Origin of the sequence: Neisseria macacae ATCC 33926 (assembly GCF_022749495.1) — a bacterium.
GTDB classification, from domain to species: domain Bacteria; phylum Pseudomonadota; class Gammaproteobacteria; order Burkholderiales; family Neisseriaceae; genus Neisseria; species Neisseria macacae.
On the sequence record NZ_CP094241.1, the window covers coordinates 68,197 to 88,310 of the forward strand.

Genomic DNA, 20,114 nt, shown 5'->3' on the forward strand with positions numbered 1-20,114 from the left:
TAATCGGGACATACAGGCCGGACGGTAAGCCGGGTTCTGTCTCGGACAGTCATTCCTCTAGGCACACCATTACTGATGCGCTCCAGCAACCTACCCGAACGCTCGGCGAGCAGCGTCAATGCGTTCTGTTTGGTCTTGCTCCGGATGGGGTTTAGCCTGCTGCGCCTTGTTACCAAGTGCACGGTGCGCTCTTACCGCACCTTTTCACCCTTACCCGTGCCGCCCGAAGGCGGCCGTCGGCGGTATTGCTTTCTGTTCCACTTTCCGTCGCGTTTCCGCGCCCGGCCGTTAGCCGGCATCCTGCTCTGCGGAGCCCGGACTTTCCTCCCCGTATGCCTTACGCGATACGCGGCGACTGTCTGTCCGACCTGTATGAAACGCGGATTATAACACAAGCAAATCACAACCGTTTGACCATCAAAAAAACCGCCTATCTAAAAATTTACCCATTTCGCAACATAAAAATTCAAATAAAATAAACTATTTATAAACAAAAAGTACCGTTCGTCAAATAAATGAATGACATGTTATAAAAAAGCCCATAAAATGAATATCACATAACTATTTTAAATATAAAAGTACATTACGATGAAAAACTATCCACATATCCTGTCTTACCTTGCCCTATCCTTACTTGCCGCCTGCGGAGGCGGTGGAGGAGGCGGTTCGCCTTCAACCGCCTCAAGCGATACCAACCAACCCAAAATAGAATGCAACGCCGAATGCCAAGCGGGACGTAAAGCCGCTGAAGAAGCTGAGAAAGCTAAAGCTGAAGCTGAGCGTAAAGCAGCTGAAGAAGCTGAGAAAGCCAAAGCCGAGGCTGAACGTAAAGCGGCTGAGGAAGCCGAAAAAGCCAAAGTCGAAACAGAACGTAAGGCTGCTGAAGAAGCCGAAAAAGCTAAAGTAGAAGCAGATCGTAAAGCCGTTGAAGAGGCTGAGAAAGCTAAGGCTAAAGCTGAAGCAGAGCGCAAAGCCACTGAAGAAGCTAAAGTAGAAGCGGAACGCAAGGCTGCTGAGAAAGCTAAGGCTGAAGCTGAACGTAAAGCCGCTGAAGAGGCTGAGAAAGCTAAAGTCGAAGCAGAACGTAAGGCTGCTGAAAAAGCTAAAGCAGAAGCTGAACGTAAAGCAGCCGAAGAAGCTGAAAAAGCCAGAGTAGAAACAGAACGTAAAGCCGCTGAAGAGGCTGAGAAAGCCAAAGCAGAAGCTGAGCGTAAAGCTGCCGAAGAAGCTGAGAAAGCTAAAGCAGAAGCTGAGCGCAAAGCCGCTGAAGAAGCTGAAAAAGCCAAAGCGGAAGCGGAACGCAAGGCTGCTGAAGAAGCCGAAAAAGCTAAAGCGGAAGCTGAACGTAAGGCTGCCGAAGAAGCTGAGAAAGCCAAAGCCGAGGCCGAACGTAAAGCCGCTGAAGAGGCTCAGAAAGCTAAGGCGGAAGCCGAACGTAAGGCTACCGAAGAAGTTGAGAAAGCCAAAGCAGAAGCTGAGCGTAAAGCGGCTGAGGAAGCTGAAAAAGCTAAGGCGGAAGCCGAACGTAAGGCTGCTGAAGAAGCCGAGAAAGCTAGAGTGGAAGCAGAGCGCAAAGCCGCCGAAACTGCTGTTGCAACCCAACAAATCGACGGCTATTACAGCAAAATTTCCCAATCAGGAATGGAAGGCGACGATATTTCCCATATCGGCGACATCAATATTCTTGAGGTGGACGGACAAAAAATTTCGCTGGTGCCCGTATCTCCACAAAGAGATGAAGTATTCGGCATTGAAGATGACGAACACAAATTTTCCCTAGTTGCAGCCACTCATCTGAAATACGGCCGCTACGGATCTTATGGCTTGAGAAATGAAAACGGCGACATCCATACATCGTATATGTTCTACCAAGGGGTTATTACTCCGGAAGCAGCGATGCCTCAAGAGGGTCAGGCTTTTTACCGCGGTTATGCGCTTTACAGCGATGTCGGACAAGCCAATACGTTCGGCAACTCCATCTTTATGGTGGACTTTGGCCGCAAATCCCTCTCCGGTGCGGTTTACTCAGAAAACGGTGAATTTGATGAAGTGAATCTGGAAGGTCAAATCGTCGGCAACCGCTTCTTCCATGTGGATGAGAAAGAACAAAAAATCATGTCGGGTATGTTCCTCGGCCCCCAAGCAGAAGAGCTTACCGGCCGATTCGATCATCTTCTGGAATCTAAAAACGGTACGTTTGGTGCCGCCGCTCTGAAAGAATGATTTTTACCGTATCATCAGCTCAAAAGGTCGTCTGAAAACTTGTAAATCAGGTTTTCAGACGACCTTTTTCCGTTCCCGGCCAAGAAGCAGCCCATAAAATGCTACAATACCGCTTTGATTTTTTGCCCGCATCATCATGAAAAAAGCCCCCAAATCCTTTGAAGAAGCCCTTGCCCGCCTCGAAACCCTGACCCAGTCCATGCAAAGCAGCGAAATGCCGCTGGAAGACGCTCTGGCAGCCTATCAGGAAGGCAACGAGCTGGTCAGATACTGCCAAACCAAGTTGGCGGAAGTCGAACAAAAGCTGCAAGTATTGGACGCGGGCGAACTGAAGGAGCTGAACCTTGAACCCGGCGAATGAATTGAAAGCATGGCAGCAAAAAGCCCAAGCGCAGACCGAATTGCTGCTGGAGCGTTTCCTGCCGTCTGAAAACCAAGTGCCGCACACGCTGCACGAAGCCATGCGTTACGTTACCCTCGGCGGCGGCAAACGGCTGCGCCCGCTCTTGGTGCTCGCCGCGTCCGAATTGGGCGATGCCGACCAAAACGCCATCGAACAAGCCATGGCGGCGATCGAAATGGTGCACGTCTATTCCTTGGTTCACGATGATATGCCCGCAATGGACAACGACAGCCTGCGGCGCGGCAAACCGACCTGCCATGTGAAATACGACGAAGCCACTGCCCTCTTGGTCGGCGACGCGCTGCAAACCCAAGCCTTCGACGTATTGAGCCGTCCGACCGGACTGCCCGCCGAACGCCAAATCGCCATGTTGTCCACGCTCGCCAAAGCATCCGGCAGCCTCGGCATGGCAGGCGGACAAGCCATCGACCTTGCCAACGTCGGCAAAGCCATGAACCAGGCGCAGTTGGAACAAATGCACAGCCTCAAAACCGGCGCCCTCATCCGCGCCGCCGTCGTATTGGGCGCACTTGCCTGCCCCGATTTGGATTCAGACGACGTCCGCACCTTAGACAAGTACGCCGCCAAACTCGGCTTGGCGTTCCAAGTTATCGACGACGTGTTGGACTGCGAAGCCGACACTGCTACTTTAGGCAAAACCGCCGGCAAAGACAGCGACAATGACAAACCGACCTACGTCAAACTGATGGGCCTGCAAGCCGCCCGCGCCTACGCCGAAACCCTGACCGCCGAAGCCGCCACCCTGCTCGAACCCTTCGGCGCAAAAGCCCTGCATCTGCGGCTGCTGGCGGAATTTGTTACTGCGCGGAAAAATTAAACGCTTTAAATCATTTTTCTTTTTATACCGTTAAGACACCAAAGGTCGTCTGAAAAATCAGTTCTAAGATTTTCAGACGACCTTTTTGTATAGGGATAGCGTTTATAGTGGATTAAATTTAAATCAGAGCAAGGCGAGGCAACGCCGTACCGGTTTAAAGTTAATCCACTATAATGAATCATGCTTTTATTCAACGGGATAAATTGGGATTAAAATGTGGATAAGTTGTGCGCAAACAGTGGATTTTATAGGCGTTTTAACCACCCTTCTGTTCCTGCAAACATCCGTTTTTATAGTGGATTAACTTTAAACCAGGACGGCGTTACCTCGCCTTGCCGTACTATCTGTACTGTCTGCGGCTTCGTCGCCTTGTCCTGATTTAAAGTTAATCCACTATAAAATCGAAATTTGTCGTTGAGATTTCGCCTCAAATTGAAAGATTCAAATAAAAAGGTCGTCTGAAACCAAAATTTTCAGACGACCTTTTCGCTGATTCAGACAAATCAAATATCGTAAGTGGTCGATGCCGTATCGCCGCCTTTGCCTGTCCAGTTGGTGTGGAAGAATTCGCCGCGCGGTTTGTCGGTACGCTCGTAGGTGTGCGCGCCGAAGTAGTCGCGTTGGGCTTGCAGCAGGTTGGCGGGCAGGCGTTCGGTGGTGTAGCCGTCGAGGAAGGTAATCGCGGAAGCCATGCAGGGCATAGGGATGCCGCATTCGATGGCTTTGGCGACGACTTTGCGCCATGCGGGCAAGCAGTTTTCCAATACGCCTTTGAAATAAGGGTCGGAACCCAAGAACACCAAATCGGGATTGGCTTCGTATGCGTCGCGGATGTTGCCCAAGAACGCGCTGCGGATGATGCAGCCTTCGCGCCACAGAAGGGCGGTGTTGCCGTAGTTCAATGCCCAATCGTTGTTTTCGCTGGCTTCGCGGATGAGCATGAAGCCTTGTGCGTAGGAAATGATTTTGGATGCCAACAGGGCTTGGCGCAGGGCTTCGACCCATGCGGCTTTGTCGCCGTCAACGGGGGTAACGGTTTTGCCGAACAAGCGGCCGGTTTGAACGCGTTGGTCTTTGAACGCGGACACGCAGCGGGCGAACACGGCTTCGGAAATCAGCGTCAGCGGGATGCCCAAATCGAGGGCGTTAATGCCGGTCCATTTGCCTGTGCCTTTTTGTCCGGCGGTATCGAGGATTTTTTCGACCAAAGGTTCGCCGTTTTCGTCTTTGTAGCCCAAAATTGCGGCGGTGATTTCAATCAGGTAGGAATCCAGCTCGGTTTGGTTCCATTCGCTGAAAATGCGGTGCATTTCGTCGTAGCTCAGACCCAAACCGTCTTTCATGAATTGGTAGGCTTCGCAAATCAACTGCATATCGCCGTATTCGATGCCGTTGTGCACCATTTTGACGAAATGGCCCGCGCCGTCGCGGCCGACCCAGTCGCAGCAGGGTTCGCCTTGCGGGGTTTTGGCGGCAATGGCTTGGAAGATGGGTTTGACGGCAGGCCATGCGGCTTCGTCGCCGCCGGGCATGATAGACGGGCCGTGACGCGCGCCTTCTTCACCGCCGGAAACGCCCGCGCCGATAAAGCGGATGCCTTTTGCCGCCAGCTCGTGCGTGCGGCGGGTGGAATCGGGATAGTTGGCGTTACCGCCGTCAATAATAATGTCGCCTTGTTCCAAAAGTGGGACAAGTTGCTCGATAAAGTCGTCAACGACAGAACCTGCGCGCACCATCATCATGATTTTGCGCGGTTTTTCCAGTTTATCCACTAAATCTTGCAATGAATAGGCACCGATAATGTTGGTGCCTTTGGCTGCGCCGTTGAGAAAATCGTCTACTTTAGCAGTGGTCCGGTTGTACGCCACGACTTTGAAACCGTGATCGTTCATATTCAAAATCAAATTTTGACCCATAACGGCCAAGCCGATGACGCCGATATCGCCTTTCATTGATGGAAGCTCCATTATTAATTTAATTTATCAGCCGTAACTCTATCTGATTTACAGAGGTTTAACAATCCTTAACTATCTAATTTTTTGAAAAGATGCCTTTACGTTGCGGGCTTTGGCTGCGCATTGGAAAACAAACTATAAATAAGATTTTAAATAATAAATAGATGATTATATTGAGTCGCGCATTTGTTTGTGTATAACTTTGATTCCTTTTTCAGTTCAATAAGTTGAATGTAGATTTTGGATGCGGATAAACTGCTGTTTGCCTTGTTTGCAGATGTGGATAATTTTGAAATCCGGTTTGGTTTTGTGCATAACTTTCCGGCTATACACACAGCCTGCCGGTTTTATACCGGGCTCAAACGGAACTGTCCGAAGAGATAAACAGTCCAATCGGTTTTCATGTTTCAGACGACCTTTTGTGTTTTTCAACCGCAGGTCTTCTGAAAAATATCTCAACGAAAAGGGAGCAGATATGAAATTTTCCTTTGGCTTAAACCTGTTGGCAGCTTTGGTTTTGGCGGCGTGCGCGCACCAGCCGATGCAGAAACCTGATGCTGCACCTGTGCCGACGGCTGTGGATAACCATGCGCCGGAACAAGGGACGGGGCTGACCGAGCAGAAATTGATCCGCGCCAAGCATTATATGGCGGCGTCTGCCAATCCGTTGGCGACTGAGGCGGGATACGAGGTTTTGAAACGCGGCGGCAGCGCGATAGATGCGATGATCGCCATGCAGACCACGCTGGGACTGACCGAGCCGCAGTCTTCCGGTTTGGGCGGCGGCGCGTTTTTGGTGTATTGGGACAATAAGGCGAAAAAACTGACGACGTTTGATGCCCGAGAAACGGCGCCGAAAGCGGCAACGCCGGCGCTTTTCTTGGATGAAAACGGTAAGCCGATGGGCTTTATGAATGCAGTGGTCGGCGGCCGTTCGGTCGGTGTGCCGGGGATTCCGAAGCTGCTGGAAGATGTCCACAAGCGTTACGGCAAATTGCCTTGGGCAAGTCTGTTTGACAAACCGATTGCTTTGGCGGAACAAGGCTTTACCGTTTCACCACGCATGGCGAAATCCATCGAGCAGAATCTGGAGCCTTTGAAACGTTATCCGCAAACCGCCGCGTATTTCCTGCCCGACGGCAAGCCTTTGGCAGCGGGAACGGTGTTGAAAAACCCTGAATTTGCCCGCTCCGTACGCCTGTTGTCGGAAAAAGGCAGCGCGCCGTTTTATCAGGGGGAGCAAGCGCAGAATATTGTCCGTGCCGTTACCGGCGCTGTGGATAACCCCGGCAAAATCAGCATGGCGGATTTGAAAAACTACCGCGTTATCGAGCGCGAACCGGTTTGCGCGCCGTATCGTGAATACGAAGTCTGTGGCATGGGCGCGCCAAGTTCGGGCGCGATTGCTTTGGGTGAGATTTTGGGCGTCCTGCAAAATCAGGATATGAAGGCGTTGGGCGCGGAAAATATCCACAGTTGGCGCTGGATAGGCGATGCGTCGCGGATTGCGTTTGCCGACCGTGATTATTACGTCGGCGATCCCGCGTTTGTCAACGTCCCGACCCGCGCCCTGATTTCTCAGGCTTACCTGAAACCGCGTGCCGAAGAAATCCGCCAATCCGACAAGGCGTTGGAAAACATTCAGGCAGGCAAGTTCGGCAAGGCATACGCGCAGGGTATGGCGGTAGAGCTGCCGTCCACCAGCCATTTGGTGGTTGTGGATAAAGACGGTAACGTCGTGTCGATGACGACTTCGATTGAAAACGCGTTCGGCTCGGGACTGATGGCAAACGGCTATCTGCTCAACAATGAATTGACCGATTTCGCTTTCAACCCTGTCGGCGCAGACGGTAAAACGGTGGCAAACAGCGTGGCGGGCGGCAAACGGCCGCGTTCTTCGATGGCGCCGACCATTGTGATGAAAGACGGCAAGCCTTATCTGGCAGTCGGTTCGCCCGGCGGCAGCCGCATCATCGGTTTCGTCGCCAAAACGCTGGTGGCGCATATCGACTGGGGCATGGACATTCAGGCGGCAATCTCCCTGCCGAATATGCTCAATCGCGGCAGCCAGTATGAAATCGAGGAAAAAACCGCGGCGGCGGACAAAGCGGCAGCATTGGAAAAACTGGGCTACAAAGTCCAAATCCGCGATTTGAATTCCGGCGTACAAGGCATTGTGATCGGCAAAGACGGTTTGCTCGGCGGTGCCGACCCGCGCCGCGAAGGCAAAGTCATGGGCGATTGATCACCGATTGGCTTGTGGATAAAAGGTCGTCTGAAATCCGAATTTGGGTTTTCAGACGACCTTTTTTATCGTTGGAGAAAAGCTATGGATAAAGTGTGTATAAAATTTGAGAAAAAATATAATCTTTTTATTTTTCAGAAGGATAGATTAGATAGCCATGTGGATAATCATGTCTGAAATATTGGCGGGAGATGGTTTGTTTTATTGAAAGGTCGTCTGAAAACTTAAAATCAAGATTTCAGACGACCTTTATTCAATAAAAAGGCTGTGGATGATTGTTTATCCACAGCCTTTTTGTACACCGTCTTATCTCAAGCCGCCGGCAGCTCGTGGAAGGCTGATGGCAAATTCTCATCGTCAGAGAATTCCACCCATTCATAAGCGGTTTCGTCCGCCAAAACCGCACGCAATAAAGCGTTGTTGATGGCGTGGCCGGATTTGTAGCCTTCGAATGCGCCGATAATCGGGTGTCCGACGATATACAAATCGCCGATGGCATCGAGGATTTTGTGGCGGACGAACTCGTCGGGATAACGCAAACCTTCCGGATTCAAAACATCCATCTCGTCAATCACAATGGCGTTGTTCAAATTGCCGCCCAGTCCGAGATTGTGGGCGCGCATCATTTCTACTTCGTGCATAAAGCCGAAGGTGCGCGCGCGCGCGATTTCGTCGATGTAGGACTTGCCTGCGAAATCGATTTCAAAAGTGGGCGAGCTGCGGTTGAAAACCGGATGGTCGAATTCGATGGTCAGCGTCACTTTAAAGCCGTCATACGGTGTAAAGCGCACCCATTTGCCCGCCTCCTTGACTTCGACGGGCTTGAGGATTTTCAAAAACCGCTTTTGCGCCTTTTGATCGACAACGCCCGCATCTTGTAAAAGATAAATAAACGGCAGGCTGGAGCCGTCCATAATCGGGATTTCGGGCGCGTTCAACTCAATCAGCGCATTGTCGATGCCGTAGGCAGACAGCGCGGACATGATGTGTTCGATGGTGCCGACGCGCACGCCTTTGTCGGTTACGATAGTGGACGACAGGCGCGTATCGTTGATGAGGTAAGGCGTAAGTTTGATGGTTTCGCCCATTTCGCCGTCCAAATCGGTACGGCGGAAGGAAATCCCGCTGTTTTCGGGCGCAGGGTGTAAGGTCAGCGCGACCCGTTCGCCCGAATGCAGCCCGACGCCGGTTACGCTGATGGATTTTGCCAAAGTTCGTTGCAGCATAAACCGCCTCCTTATTCAATAATTGGTTTGATGTTTGGATAATACGATAAAAAGGAAAAAATAATCCATTATTTTTAATAGTATTTGCTAATGTAGGTGTTTCAGAACCATAGATTTTTCAGACGACCCTTTGTACCGGTAAGATTATCCACAATATGCCGTGTAATCCGAGTGGAAAAATCCGATTTTATCCACAGAAAAATTCAAACAATTACAGATTATCCGACTTTGTTCTCATAAAAAACAAAACTTGAACGCAACCTTTAAATGAATACAACAATTTGATTATACAATCAGTAATAAGGTTATCCACAAAGCGGGGATACACTCATCACCATCATCATTTTTTTAAATAATTACATATTAATTTTAAAAACAACCAAAATTTATCCCCAAATATGGGGACAAACCGTACCAATCTGCATTTTCAGACGACCTATTTCACGGTTTTTTTATTTAAATCAAACATTTTAAAAGTAGCATCGTGTAATTCTAGGTAGTAGTTTTATTTCAGGATACAATAGCCCTTATTGAAATTTATCCCTTTCCCTACTGACAGGAGTATCAAAATGAGCATCAAAGTAGCGATTAACGGTTTCGGCCGCATCGGCCGTCTGGCATTGCGTCAAATTGAAAAAGCCAAAGGCATCGAAGTCGTCGCCGTCAACGACCTGACCCCTGCCGATATGCTGCTGCACCTTTTCAAATACGACAGCACCCAAGGCCGCTTCCAAGGTACTGCCGAATTGAAAGACGATGCCATCGTAGTGAACGGCAAAGAAATCAAAGTCTTCGCCAATCCGAATCCTGAAGAATTGCCTTGGGGCGAATTGGGCGTAGACGTCGTCCTCGAATGTACCGGCTTCTTTACCAGCAAAACCAAAGCCGAAGCCCACATCCGTGCCGGTGCGCGCAAAGTCGTTATTTCCGCCCCCGGCGGCAATGATGTGAAAACCGTCGTATATGGCGTAAACCAAGACATTTTGGACGGCAGCGAAACCGTCATCTCCGCCGCTTCCTGTACCACCAACTGCCTCGCCCCGATGGCGGCAGTCTTGCAAAAAGAGTTTGGCGTAGTCGAAGGCCTGATGACCACCATCCACGCCTACACCGGCGACCAAAACACCCTTGACGCGCCGCACCGCAAAGGCGATTTGCGCCGCGCCCGCGCCGCCGCGCTCAACATCGTGCCCAACAGCACCGGCGCCGCCAAAGCCATCGGTTTGGTTATCCCCGAATTGAACGGCAAACTCGACGGCTCCGCCCAACGCGTCCCCGTTGCCACCGGCTCGCTGACCGAATTGGTTTCCGTCCTCGAACGCCCCGTAACCAAAGAAGAAATCAACGCTGCGATGAAAGCCGCCGCCAACGAATCTTACGGCTACACCGAAGATCAAATCGTTTCTTCCGACGTCGTCGGCATCGAATACGGCTCGCTTTTTGACGCCACCCAAACCCGCGTAATGACCGTAGGCGACAAACAACTGGTGAAAACCGTTGCTTGGTACGACAACGAAATGTCCTACACCTGCCAACTCGTCCGCACTTTGGAATACTTCGCAGGCAAAATCTAAAAGATTTCGGATTGGGTAAACCAGTCTGTGGATAAGTAAGAGAAAAAGGTCGTCTGAAAATTTTTTCAGACGACCTTGTTTTTATCTGTCATCCACTCTCTCTCCCACCAGATGAGAGAGGGTTGAGGGAGAAGATGGTTCTACAAATTTCATGAATTTAATTTTACCCAAAACCATAAAGCCCCCCATCCTAACCTTCCCCCGCCGGATGGGGGAAGGGACAAGTTGCCGTTGCAACGACGAGTAGCGTGGGCTTTGCCCACGAGATGAAAGCAGGTTCGGCTGTTGTCTAATTTTGATTATTGAATGATAGATTTCGTGGGCAAAGCCCACGCTACGGATTTATAGTGGATTAAATTTAAATCAGGACAAGGCGACGAAGCCGCAGACAGTACAGATAGTACGGCAAGGCGAGGCAACGCAGTACTGGTTTAAAGTTAATCCACTATAGTTTATCTAAAGTGTTCATTGAATAAGATTCGCTTTGATTATAGTCAATTAAAAACAAAATAGTACAATACTCAACTTTGAAGGTTTAACCATGGCATACTCTGCGGACTTAAGAAAAAAAGCTTTAAACTATTACGAACAATGCAAAAACATCAGCCAAACCGCAGCAACGTTTAACTTGTCAAGAAACACGCTTTACCTGTGGATTCGCCTTAAAAAACAAACAGGCAGCCTAAAACATCAAGTTACCGGTCTAAATGCCGTCAAATTGGATAGGCAAAAACTGGCTCAATATGTTGGGCAACACCCGGATGCCTATCTGCATGAAATCGCCAAACATTTTGATTGTACGCCAGCCGCCGTTTGCTATGCACTCAAACAGATGGGGATGACGCGCAAAAAAAGACCACCACTTACAAAGAACAAGACCCGGCCAAAGTAACGCATTATTTGACACAGCTGGCCGAATTTTCCGACTACCAACGCGTTTATTTGGATGAAACAGGATTTGACCGCTACCTGTTCCGTCCCTATGCCCGCAGCCCGAAAGGGCAAATAGTGAAAGCGCAGATAAGTGGAAAAAGATACCGACGCTTATCTCTGGTGTCCGCACAAGTCGGCAACCGGCTGATTGCTCCGATGGTTTATCAAAATATGATGACCGGAGTCTTTTTTGAAGCGTGGTTTCAGCAATGCCTACTGCCCGCATTGACTCAAAAATCGGTGATTATTTTAGATAATGCGCGATTTCACCGTATGGGTGTCTTACGGGAAATGGCGGAAAAATGGGGACATAAGGTATTGCCTCTTGCACCTTATTCACCTGAGCTCAACCCGATTGAGAAGGTGTGGGCGAATATTAAGCGGTATCTGCGAACCGTATTGTCTAATTACGCCCGATTTGACGATGCGTTACTGTCCTATTTTGATTTTAATTGACTATAAATAAAAAGGTCGTCTGAAAACCATTTCAGATTTTCAGACGACCTTTCTGCATCCTTGTTATGTGGAGTAGTCCGTCAAATCACTTCCAAAACGAAGTAATTGCGCAGCTTGTCGTACACTTTGTCAGTTACATTGATGCAGCCGTTGGTCATGATGCGGTCAGAGACAACATCAGAGGCAATGCGTTTCATGCGGTGTTCGGAAGGTTTGAGTGTCCAAACGCGGTGCAGGGCGAAGAGGAAGTCTTTTTCCTGCTTGAAGCCGATGACTTCGCCGCCGTAGCCGGGTTTGGAAGTCTTCATCAACTGCATGTCGAATTTGCCTTTTGGCGTGGTTTTACCGATGAGTACGGGGTGGCACTGGCCATCGTCGGCAAAGCACAGCTCGGCTTTGGCGGTGTTGACGATGACTTTTTTGCGTTGCATGTATTCTTTGGCGGCATCGGCTGCTGCAAAGCTGTTCAGCCCTGCCAGCAGCGATACGCTGAGGATGATTCTTTTAAACATGGTTTCCTATTATCTGCGGATGCGGTGGGGTGTTTCAGGCGCAACCTCACGGATGATGATTTGAGGTTCGGGCGCGGGTTGTGGGGCAACTTCTTGTACGGGCGGGCAGACGGCATCTTCCGGGAAGACGGCTTTCCAATGGAAGCTGCGGGCGTATTTGTGTTTGTCGAACAAGACTTTGTATTGGCAGGTGGTAATGCCTTCTACGTTGGAGCCGATATCGGGATTGGCGGGAACGCCGGGAGTGCGGAAGTGGAAGAGGTAGTTCCATTCGCGCACGCCGAACATACCTTCATCGTAGTGCGGACGACCGAGGATTTTGTAGATGTCGTCTTTGCTCAGACCCGGTTTCATCTGTTCGAGTTCATCGGCGGTAGGGAATGTGCCTTGGTTTTTGTTGAAGGTTACGGAGTAGGGTTTGGGAAAGACGGGGTTATCCGTCGTTCCGTCGGCTTTAACGTGGCTTTTGCCGGCGCAGGCGGACAGTACGGCTGCGGCAGCGAGGTAAAGGGCGGTTTTGGCAATGCGGGACGTTTTCATGGTTAATCCTTTTTTGTTGCGGCAATTTCAATCAGGCCGCCGTTGCATGGTCAAGATTCGATGTTATCCGTGCGCCGCCGTTTTCATTCTGTTGACATTTATTGTCACTTTGTAACAATTTCATACGGACATAAATGAAAGCAATGGTATATCGTCTTCAGGCAAGCGTGTGTTTGGCACGGGTAAAATCGCGTTACTGGTTGTTTCTTTTGATGTTTAATCAAATTTTGGGTGAAACGTGAATTTCTCGGTTGAATTTCATGCAAGTTTTATGCCAATTTTTTGAAGAGGTTGTCTGAAAACCATATTTCGCCGTGTAATTCGGTTTTCAGACGACCTTTTTGAATGGGAGCGGACACTAAAAATTTAAACAAGGCTTATCCCAATAACCGTCGCGCGGTTTTCCTCGATTTGAAACCTGACTTCATAATCCGCAATATTCATGACGTAAATCCGTTTGGGAATATTCTGATAGGCGGGGCGCGGGTCTTGGGCTATGCTTTGGCTGATCAGGTTTTGGGTGCTTTCGGATAAATTTTCCGCGCCGATGTTTTCCAACCATACGACTTCAAGCTCTTCGGGTTTGCCGCTAACGAAGCCGGATGATGCGTCGGGTTTGGATTCGACAAAGGGGATGTAGGGTTTGATGTCGATAATCGGTGTGCCGTCCAGCAGGTCTGCGCCGCTGCAATAGAGGCGGACGGGTTTGCCGGTTTCGATGCGTTCGAGTTTTAAGAGCGATAGTCCGAGGTGATTGGGGCGGTGGGGGCTGCGCGTGGCAAATACGCCCATTTTTTGTTTGCCGCCAAGCCGTGGCGGGCGCACCATTTGTGCCCAGCCTTCATCCAGTACGCCGTGAAAGATAAAACTTATCCACACATAATCGAAGTGTTCCAGTCCGCGTACGCTGTCTGCGGTAAATTCGGGATTCAGCTCGATACAGACTTCTGCGGCGGGAACCAATCCGGGCTGACGGGCGACGCCGAATTTCTGTTTGTAGGGCGAGCGGGCGGTGGCGATGGGGACGATGGTGTAAGTCATGAGGATTGTGGACAAGTTTTTCGGAAAAACGTTATCTTATCACAGCCGGTTTTACCGCTTTTGGGCAGTAATTTGTTATAATACAGAGCATTTTAATCGCGTTGAAATGATGAGATGATTGTTTCCATTGATGTTGATGCACAAAAAACTTTTACGCCTTTGTGTCCTGACGAGCTGCCTGTGAACGAGGGGCATTTAATTGTCGAAGAATTGAATGCCCAAGCCGCTTTGGCGGATTTGCGCGTGATGACGAAAGATGCGCATCATGCGGCAGCAAAATGGCTTGTGGATAACCCTGTTGATATGTTGAAACCGACAGGTTTGCCCGATGCGGATTTAACTTGGGTGGCTCATGCGATGGTCGGTACGCGCGGCTATGAATTGTTGGACGGACTGCCTTCTGCTAAGGAATACGATTATTGCGTTTGGAAAGGCGTTGATCCTGAATTGCATCCTTATGGCGCGTGTTTTCATGATATTGAGGAAAAACTGAGCACAGGGCTGATTGAATGGCTGCGTTGTCAAAATACGGATACGGTCATTGTCGGCGGGTTGGCTACGGATTATTGTGTGAAAACAACGGTTTTGCAGTTGCTAAAAGGCGGCAATTGGCAGGTTATCGTCAATGAAGCGGCTTGTCGGGGCATTGCGCCGGAAACCATCGAAACGGCATGGCAGGAAATGCATTCTGCCGGTGCAATGATTTTAAAAAACGCTAAAGAAATTAAAAAATATATTAATAATCAATAAGTTAAAATTGTTTCACGTGAAACACCCTTCCTAAATATGAAAATTTTGCTTGTCCGCTTGTCCAGTATGGGCGATTTAATTCACACTTTGCCCGCAATCGAAGATTTGGCGCGACAATGCCCTGATGTGGAACTGCATTGGTTGTGTGAAGCCGGATTTGCAGATATTGCGCGCCTGCATCCGTTCGTAAAAAAAATCTATGTGATGAAATGGCGGCAATGGCGTAAACATCTCTTTCAGGTTGAAACTTGGAGGGAAATAGGTCGTCTGAAACAGGTCTTGCGGCAAGAAGCATTTGATTTTGTATTGGACAGTCAAGGTCTGATTAAAAGCGCGTGTTTCGCCAAAATGGCAAAATCCCCTATTTATGGTTTAGATAAAAACAGCGCGCGTGAGGGGTTGGCTGCGTTGGCATATGCGAAAACATACGCTGTACCGAAAGGGAAAAATGCTGTTTGGCGCAACCGTGAACTGTTCGCCCAAGTATTTGGATATGCAATGCCGGAAACGCAGGTATTCGGTTTGACCGTTCCCGAAGCAGGTCGTCTGAAAAATTTGGAGCAGCCATATTATGCGGCTTTGCACGCGACCAGCCGGGACAGTAAGTTATGGCCTGTGGAAAACTGGAGGGCGTTGCTGCAAAAGCTGAATGAAGAACAACAATGCAACGTTTACCTGCCATGGGGGAATGAAACTGAAAAAACGCGTGCCGAACAAATTGCAGACGGACTGCCATTTGCCATTGTGTGCGACAAAATGAATTTATTGCAGGCGGCGTATCTGCTGAAACACGCGGTCGGAATTATCGGTGTGGATACCGGTTTGCTGCATTTGGCAAATGCTTTGGAAAAACCTGTGGTCGGTATTTATACCGATACTGATCCGATTAAAACAGGCGTTCAAGTTTCGGCTGTTGCAAAAAATTTGGGCAATATCGGGCAGATTCCGACTGCGGATTTGGTTTATCAAACGTTGATGGATTGTGTGGCTGCTGATGAAGGCTCAAAGGTCGTCTGAAACTGATATAGCGGCATGATATTTTCCAGTTTGTTGAGTACAGGAATGTATATCCTTCAGTCTGAGTAAATGCTTTAAAAATGGTATAATCGGCAATCATTATCTGAAAGATTTCTGAATGAATTCGTTTTTAAGAAAAAACGGATTTGATTTTATAGAGAAGAAGGTTTGGTTTCGCTGGATGGTGAAAGCAACGTTCTTTTTAGGAGAATTCAATGAAAGCACTGGTCGCAGTAAAGCGCGTAGTGGACTACAACGTCAAAGTTCGTGTAAAAGCCGATGGTTCGGATGTGGATATCGGCAATGTCAAAATGTCGATGAACCCGTTTGACGAAATCGCTGTGGAAGAAGCCGTCCGTTTGAAAGAAGCCGGAAAAGTAAGTGAAATCGTAGCGGTTTCTTTGGGTGAGAAAAAATGCGAAGAAACGTTGCGTACAGCTTTGGCGATGGGTGCCGACCGTGCAATTCATGTTGAAACCGATACTAAATTGGAGCCGCTGGCCGTTGCCAAGCTGCTGAAAGCCGTTGCAGACAAAGAAAATCCACAAATTTTCTTTTTGGGCAAACAAGCGATTGATGATGATGCCAACCAAGTGGCGCAAATGCTGGCTGCTTTGCTGAATGCGGCGCAAGGTACGTTTGCGTCCAAAGTACAAATTGAAGGTGACGAAGTGCAGATTGTGCGCGAAATTGATGGCGGCGAAGAAACCCTAGCATTGAAACTGCCTGCTGTTATCAGCGCGGATTTGCGTTTGAACGAGCCGCGCTTTGTCAAACTCCCCAATATTATGGCGGCAAAGAAAAAACCTTTGGAAAAACTGGCGCCTGCCGATTTGGTTGCGGATATTTCACCTCGTCTGAAAACGGTGAAATTTGCCGAGCCTAAAGCGCGTCAGGCAGGTGTAAAAGTAGCAAGCGTTGCCGAATTGGTTGAAAAATTGAAAAACGAAGCCAAAGTGATTTGAGGAGACTGAAATGAGCGTATTGATTATTGCTGAACACGACAACAAACAGTTGAATCCTGCCACTTTGCATGCCGTTACCGCTGCTGCCAAACTGGGTAAAGTCGATTTATTGGTTGCCGGAAACGGCGCATCGGCCGTAGTGGAATCCGCGAAACAAGTAGCGGGTGTGGAAAAAGTTTTGGTTGTGGATGCTGCCCATTATGCCGAAGGTTTGGCTGAAGAACTGGCTCCGCTGGTTGTCAAATTGGCAGCGGATTACCGCTATGTTTCAGCAACGGCAACCACATTCGGTAAAAACCTTCTACCCCGCGTAGCCGCATTATTAGATGTGCCGCAAATTTCTGATTTGACCGAGATTGTGGATAACACGACTTTTGTGCGTCCGATTTATGCGGGTAATGCATTTGAAACCGTGCAAGCCGATTCAGAGAAATTGGTGCTGACCTTCCGTGCAACAGCTTTTGACGCAGCTCTAGCGCAAGGTGGTCATGCTGAGGCGGTTAATGTTGAAGCGACCCCTGCTCAAAACCTGAGCCGTTTTGTGAATCGTCAGCTCTCCCATTCCGATCGTCCTGAGCTGACTCAGGCAAAAGTCATTGTCTCCGGTGGCCGTGCGTTGGGTAGTGCGGAAAAATTCAATGAAGTGCTGATACCGTTGGCAGATGTTTTAGGTGCGGCAATTGGTGCATCCCGTGCAGCAGTTGATGCCGAATATGCGCCAAATGACGTGCAAGTCGGACAAACCGGTAAAGTGGTTGCGCCTCAGCTCTATTTTGCGATCGGTATTTCAGGTGCGATTCAACATGTTGCCGGTATGCAGGACAGCAAAGTCATTGTCGCAATCAACAAAGATGCTGATGCGCCGATTTTCAATGTGGCCGATTACGGATTGGTTGGCGATTTATTTGAAATCGTCCCGCAATTAACAGAAGCATTGAAAAATTAATGTTTCACGTGAAACGTTCAGACGACCTTGTTATTAATGAGGTCGTCTGAAAACATTTCAGCATGATTACGACTTATAAAACCATTATTTCCCCGACGCAGGCTGAATTTAAAGATAAAGGCAGCCGTTTTATCGCATTTGCCTATCCGATTCGGACATTGGCTGATGTGAAAAAATATCTCGATCCGTTAAAGGAAGAACACCATAAGGCGCGGCATTGGTGCTATGCCTATCGTTTGGGCGTAGATGGCATGCAATTTCGTGCCAACGACGATGGGGAGCCGTCAGGAAGCGCGGGTCGGCCGATTTTAGGGCAGATTGATTCGGTGGGCGTAACCGATGTTTTGGTTGTGGTCGTCCGCTATTTCGGCGGTACTTTATTGGGTGTTCCCGGTCTGATACATGCGTATAAAGAGGCAACGGCTCAGGCATTGGCAGTTGCGGAAGTGGTTGAAAAGAATATTGAAAAAACCGTTTGGCTGAAATGTGAATATCCGTTTTTGAACGAAGCTATACGCATCGCTAAACAATATCAGGCGGATATATTGGAGCAGGATTTACAGTTGGATTGCCGATTGACGGTAAGTTTGTCGTTGGCAAATTATGAGGCCTGTGTTGCGGCTTGGAAGAATACACGGCAAATTGAAGTAAATACAGAAAAGCCTTTTGAATGAAAAGGTCGTCTGAAATGCTTTTTGATGGTATTTCAGACGACCTCTTCTCTCATAAATCTTCTTGTGTGTATCTGTCTAAGGCATCGATGCTGGAGCGCAAATATAGCCATGCCAATTGATGGAATTCGCCCAGCGCGTTCCATAACGCATCTTCACTCATAATGCTGTATTCGCCTTCCGTACTCAAATCCAGTTCTGCCCCGTCCTCAATGGCTTGATGGCACGCCTGATACTCATGGGTATAAAAATTGTCCATATCGCGAATCAAAGCGACGGCATGTTTCCAACGCCGGATGTCTTCTTCCAATTGCGGTAGTAGATGACACCATTCGCGGTATTTTCTTTGGATTTCATCAATACGTTTTTGCATGGTTGTTTGTCCTTTTTTTAATTTTGTGGATAAGTTGAATAGGTTGCAGAGTGGAATGAAGTGGTCTTTGTTTGATTCCACCAAAATTTCTTCAAACGGGACAAAAGTCCCCTTGTGTCGAGTTTTCGTTAAAAGTACATATTTGTCAAGGAGATGGCATGAAACTGCTGGTTATCGGTAATGGCGGTCGCGAACACGCGCTGGCTTGGAAATTGGCGCAGTCGCCCAAAGTGGAAACAGTATTTGTTGCGCCCGGTAATGCCGGTACGACGATTGAACCCAAGTTGCAAAACATCGCCTTGACTGCGCATCAGGATTTGATCGAATTCTGCCGCAAAGAAAATATTGCTTTTACCGTCGTCGGTCCTGAAGCGCCTTTGGCGGCGGGTATTGTGGATGATTTCCGTGCCGCAGGGCTGAAAATATTTGGTCCGACACAATATGCGGCGCAGTTGGAAAGTTCTAAAGATTTCGCCAAGGCATTTATGGCGAAATACAACATTCCGACCGCGCAATATCAAACCTTTGAAAATGCCGATGCTGCACATGATTACGTCAATCAGAAAGGTGCGCCCATCGTCATCAAAGCCGATGGTTTGGCGGCAGGTAAAGGCGTGATTGTGGCAATGACTTTGGATGAAGCGCATGCTGCGATTGACGATATGCTGCTGGGCAATAAAATGGGTAATGCCGGCGCGCGTGTTGTGATTGAAGATTTCCTGCAAGGCGAAGAAGCCAGCTTTATCGTCATGGTTGATGGCAATCATGTGTTGCCTATGGCGACCAGCCAAGATCACAAGCGTCTTTTAGACGGCGACAAAGGCCCGAATACGGGCGGTATGGGCGCGTACAGTCCCGCGCCTGTGGTAACGCCCGCTGTGTACGAGCGCGCGATGAACGAGATTATTTTGCCGACCGTAGCGGGTATGAAAGCGGAAGGGCATGAGTTCACCGGCTTCCTGTACGCAGGTTTGATGATTGATCAAAGCGGCGCTCCCTATACGATTGAGTTTAACTGCCGTTTTGGCGATCCCGAAACCCAGCCGATTATGAGTCGTCTGAACAGCGACTTGTCGGATTTGGTCGAAGCGGCAATAGACGGCAAACTTGATAGCGTAACTGCAGAATGGAACCCGCAAACTGCCGTAGGCGTAGTGCTGGCGGCGCAAAATTACCCCGAAACGCCTAAAAAAGGCGATGTTATTTCAGGCTTGGACGCTGCCAACCAAATCGGCAAAGTTTTCCACGCAGGCACAACGGCAAACGAGAAAGGCGACGTATTGACCAACGGCGGCCGCGTATTGTGTGTCGTAGGATTGGGCGACGATGTGGCGCAAGCTAAAGCCAAGGCGTATAGCGCATTGGAAAAAATCAGCTTCGACGGTATGCAATACCGTAAAGACATTGCCGACAAAGCCATCAACCGTTAATCAAAGAAATAGGTCG

18 protein-coding genes and 1 other RNA gene are annotated in these 20,114 nt (G+C 49.0%); 12 read left to right on the forward strand and 7 right to left on the reverse strand.

Annotated elements, in window-relative coordinates; translation table 11 throughout:
• Window positions 1-9 precede the first annotated feature (9 nt).
• Window positions 10-371: RNase P RNA component class A (rnpB, locus tag MON40_RS00350), an RNA gene on the reverse strand.
• A 217-nt stretch (window positions 372-588) separates the two neighbouring features.
• Here rnpB and MON40_RS00355 point away from each other — a divergent pair.
• The 3 genes from MON40_RS00355 (at window position 589) to MON40_RS00365 (ending at window position 3,464) form a co-directional block, all read left to right on the forward strand.
• Window positions 589-2,223 carry a transferrin-binding protein-like solute binding protein gene (locus tag MON40_RS00355; RefSeq protein ID WP_003779600.1) on the forward strand — a complete coding sequence of 545 codons (1,635 nt, stop codon included), beginning with the start codon at window positions 589-591 and terminating at the stop codon, window positions 2,221-2,223.
• Between the two features lie 133 nt (window positions 2,224-2,356).
• Entirely contained in the window at window positions 2,357-2,584 is a 228-nt protein-coding gene (locus MON40_RS00360; protein WP_029609485.1) for an exodeoxyribonuclease VII small subunit, read from the forward strand.
• On the forward strand, window positions 2,568-3,464 hold the full coding sequence (locus MON40_RS00365) for a polyprenyl synthetase family protein (RefSeq protein ID WP_003779601.1): 897 nt from the start codon (window positions 2,568-2,570) through the stop codon (window positions 3,462-3,464). The genes MON40_RS00360 and MON40_RS00365 overlap by 17 nt, the downstream gene beginning before the upstream one ends.
• A gap of 503 nt (window positions 3,465-3,967) precedes the next feature.
• Here MON40_RS00365 and gnd read toward each other — a convergent pair.
• Window positions 3,968-5,416, reverse strand: coding sequence for a decarboxylating NADP(+)-dependent phosphogluconate dehydrogenase (gnd, locus tag MON40_RS00370; RefSeq protein ID WP_039863203.1), 1,449 nt, complete (start codon window positions 5,414-5,416; stop codon window positions 3,968-3,970).
• A 478-nt stretch (window positions 5,417-5,894) separates the two neighbouring features.
• On the opposite strand from gnd, the gene ggt reads away from it, so the two are divergent.
• Window positions 5,895-7,664, forward strand: coding sequence for a gamma-glutamyltransferase (gene ggt, locus MON40_RS00375; protein ID WP_039863205.1), 1,770 nt, complete (start codon window positions 5,895-5,897; stop codon window positions 7,662-7,664).
• A 311-nt stretch (window positions 7,665-7,975) separates the two neighbouring features.
• Here the strand turns inward: ggt and lpxC are convergent, their stop codons facing one another.
• On the reverse strand, window positions 7,976-8,890 hold the full coding sequence (gene lpxC / locus MON40_RS00380) for a UDP-3-O-acyl-N-acetylglucosamine deacetylase (protein ID WP_003766512.1): 915 nt from the start codon (window positions 8,888-8,890) through the stop codon (window positions 7,976-7,978).
• A gap of 569 nt (window positions 8,891-9,459) precedes the next feature.
• On the opposite strand from lpxC, the gene gap reads away from it, so the two are divergent.
• Together gap and MON40_RS00390 are read left to right on the forward strand one after the other, a co-directional pair.
• Complete coding sequence (gene gap / locus MON40_RS00385; RefSeq protein WP_003766473.1) at window positions 9,460-10,464, forward strand: type I glyceraldehyde-3-phosphate dehydrogenase; 1,005 nt, start codon at window positions 9,460-9,462, stop codon at window positions 10,462-10,464.
• A 541-nt stretch (window positions 10,465-11,005) separates the two neighbouring features.
• Window positions 11,006-11,853 (forward strand): IS630 family transposase gene (locus MON40_RS00390; RefSeq protein ID WP_242925951.1). Its coding sequence is split into 2 segments (ribosomal slippage): window positions 11,006-11,321 and window positions 11,321-11,853, totalling 849 coding nucleotides; the frame shifts between segments, so codons are not numbered across the junction.
• A gap of 80 nt (window positions 11,854-11,933) precedes the next feature.
• On the opposite strand, the gene MON40_RS00395 is transcribed toward MON40_RS00390, so the two are convergent.
• The 3 genes from MON40_RS00395 to tsaA all read right to left on the reverse strand — a co-directional run bounded on the left by MON40_RS00395 (window position 11,934) and on the right by tsaA (window position 13,946).
• Entirely contained in the window at window positions 11,934-12,365 is a 432-nt protein-coding gene (locus tag MON40_RS00395) for a hypothetical protein (protein ID WP_003779613.1), read from the reverse strand.
• Between the two features lie 9 nt (window positions 12,366-12,374).
• Window positions 12,375-12,905: an outer membrane protein assembly factor BamE gene (locus MON40_RS00400; protein WP_003755818.1), complete on the reverse strand. Its 531-nt coding sequence runs from the start codon at window positions 12,903-12,905 to the stop codon at window positions 12,375-12,377.
• A gap of 366 nt (window positions 12,906-13,271) precedes the next feature.
• A complete protein-coding gene (tsaA, locus tag MON40_RS00405; RefSeq protein WP_242926042.1) occupies window positions 13,272-13,946 on the reverse strand; it encodes a tRNA (N6-threonylcarbamoyladenosine(37)-N6)-methyltransferase TrmO in 675 nt (224 codons plus the stop codon).
• A gap of 114 nt (window positions 13,947-14,060) precedes the next feature.
• On the opposite strand from tsaA, the gene MON40_RS00410 reads away from it, so the two are divergent.
• The 5 genes from MON40_RS00410 to MON40_RS00430 all read left to right on the forward strand — a co-directional run bounded on the left by MON40_RS00410 (window position 14,061) and on the right by MON40_RS00430 (window position 18,298).
• Window positions 14,061-14,696 (forward strand): nicotinamidase, encoded by a 636-nt coding sequence (locus MON40_RS00410; protein WP_003779619.1) that lies wholly within the window; start codon window positions 14,061-14,063, stop codon window positions 14,694-14,696.
• A 36-nt stretch (window positions 14,697-14,732) separates the two neighbouring features.
• Window positions 14,733-15,713, forward strand: a complete 981-nt coding sequence (gene waaC / locus MON40_RS00415; protein WP_003779621.1) for a lipopolysaccharide heptosyltransferase I — start codon at window positions 14,733-14,735, stop codon at window positions 15,711-15,713.
• A 215-nt stretch (window positions 15,714-15,928) separates the two neighbouring features.
• Window positions 15,929-16,678: an electron transfer flavoprotein subunit beta/FixA family protein gene (locus MON40_RS00420; RefSeq protein ID WP_003779623.1), complete on the forward strand. Its 750-nt coding sequence runs from the start codon at window positions 15,929-15,931 to the stop codon at window positions 16,676-16,678.
• Between the two features lie 10 nt (window positions 16,679-16,688).
• Window positions 16,689-17,624 (forward strand): electron transfer flavoprotein subunit alpha/FixB family protein, encoded by a 936-nt coding sequence (locus MON40_RS00425; protein WP_003779624.1) that lies wholly within the window; start codon window positions 16,689-16,691, stop codon window positions 17,622-17,624.
• 62 nt (window positions 17,625-17,686) lie between these two features.
• Window positions 17,687-18,298, forward strand: coding sequence for an IMPACT family protein (locus MON40_RS00430; protein WP_003779627.1), 612 nt, complete (start codon window positions 17,687-17,689; stop codon window positions 18,296-18,298).
• A gap of 49 nt (window positions 18,299-18,347) precedes the next feature.
• Here the strand turns inward: MON40_RS00430 and MON40_RS00435 are convergent, their stop codons facing one another.
• The gene (locus MON40_RS00435; RefSeq protein WP_003779629.1) at window positions 18,348-18,668 is read right to left on the reverse strand and encodes a DUF4298 domain-containing protein; all 321 of its coding nucleotides are present in this window, start codon (window positions 18,666-18,668) and stop codon (window positions 18,348-18,350) included.
• Between the two features lie 158 nt (window positions 18,669-18,826).
• Here MON40_RS00435 and purD point away from each other — a divergent pair, with 158 nt between their 5' ends.
• Entirely contained in the window at window positions 18,827-20,098 is a 1,272-nt protein-coding gene (purD, locus tag MON40_RS00440) for a phosphoribosylamine--glycine ligase (RefSeq protein ID WP_003779630.1), read from the forward strand.
• Window positions 20,099-20,114: the final 16 nt, after the last annotated feature.

Bases quoted from the DNA above. Each gene is read 5' to 3' on its own strand.
- MON40_RS00355 (WP_003779600.1), top strand. From the start codon at position 589: ATGAAAAACTATCCACATATCCTGTCTTACCTTGCCCTATCCTTACTT.
- gnd (WP_039863203.1), bottom strand. From the start codon at position 5,416: ATGAAAGGCGATATCGGCGTCATCGGCTTGGCCGTTATGGGTCAAAAT.
- ggt (WP_039863205.1), top strand. From the start codon at position 5,895: ATGAAATTTTCCTTTGGCTTAAACCTGTTGGCAGCTTTGGTTTTGGCG.
- lpxC (WP_003766512.1), bottom strand. From the start codon at position 8,890: ATGCTGCAACGAACTTTGGCAAAATCCATCAGCGTAACCGGCGTCGGG.
- gap (WP_003766473.1), top strand. From the start codon at position 9,460: ATGAGCATCAAAGTAGCGATTAACGGTTTCGGCCGCATCGGCCGTCTG.
- MON40_RS00395 (WP_003779613.1), bottom strand. From the start codon at position 12,365: ATGTTTAAAAGAATCATCCTCAGCGTATCGCTGCTGGCAGGGCTGAAC.
- MON40_RS00400 (WP_003755818.1), bottom strand. From the start codon at position 12,905: ATGAAAACGTCCCGCATTGCCAAAACCGCCCTTTACCTCGCTGCCGCA.
- tsaA (WP_242926042.1), bottom strand. From the start codon at position 13,946: ATGACTTACACCATCGTCCCCATCGCCACCGCCCGCTCGCCCTACAAA.
- MON40_RS00410 (WP_003779619.1), top strand. From the start codon at position 14,061: ATGATTGTTTCCATTGATGTTGATGCACAAAAAACTTTTACGCCTTTG.
- waaC (WP_003779621.1), top strand. From the start codon at position 14,733: ATGAAAATTTTGCTTGTCCGCTTGTCCAGTATGGGCGATTTAATTCAC.
- MON40_RS00420 (WP_003779623.1), top strand. From the start codon at position 15,929: ATGAAAGCACTGGTCGCAGTAAAGCGCGTAGTGGACTACAACGTCAAA.
- MON40_RS00425 (WP_003779624.1), top strand. From the start codon at position 16,689: ATGAGCGTATTGATTATTGCTGAACACGACAACAAACAGTTGAATCCT.
- MON40_RS00430 (WP_003779627.1), top strand. From the start codon at position 17,687: ATGATTACGACTTATAAAACCATTATTTCCCCGACGCAGGCTGAATTT.
- MON40_RS00435 (WP_003779629.1), bottom strand. From the start codon at position 18,668: ATGCAAAAACGTATTGATGAAATCCAAAGAAAATACCGCGAATGGTGT.
- purD (WP_003779630.1), top strand. From the start codon at position 18,827: ATGAAACTGCTGGTTATCGGTAATGGCGGTCGCGAACACGCGCTGGCT.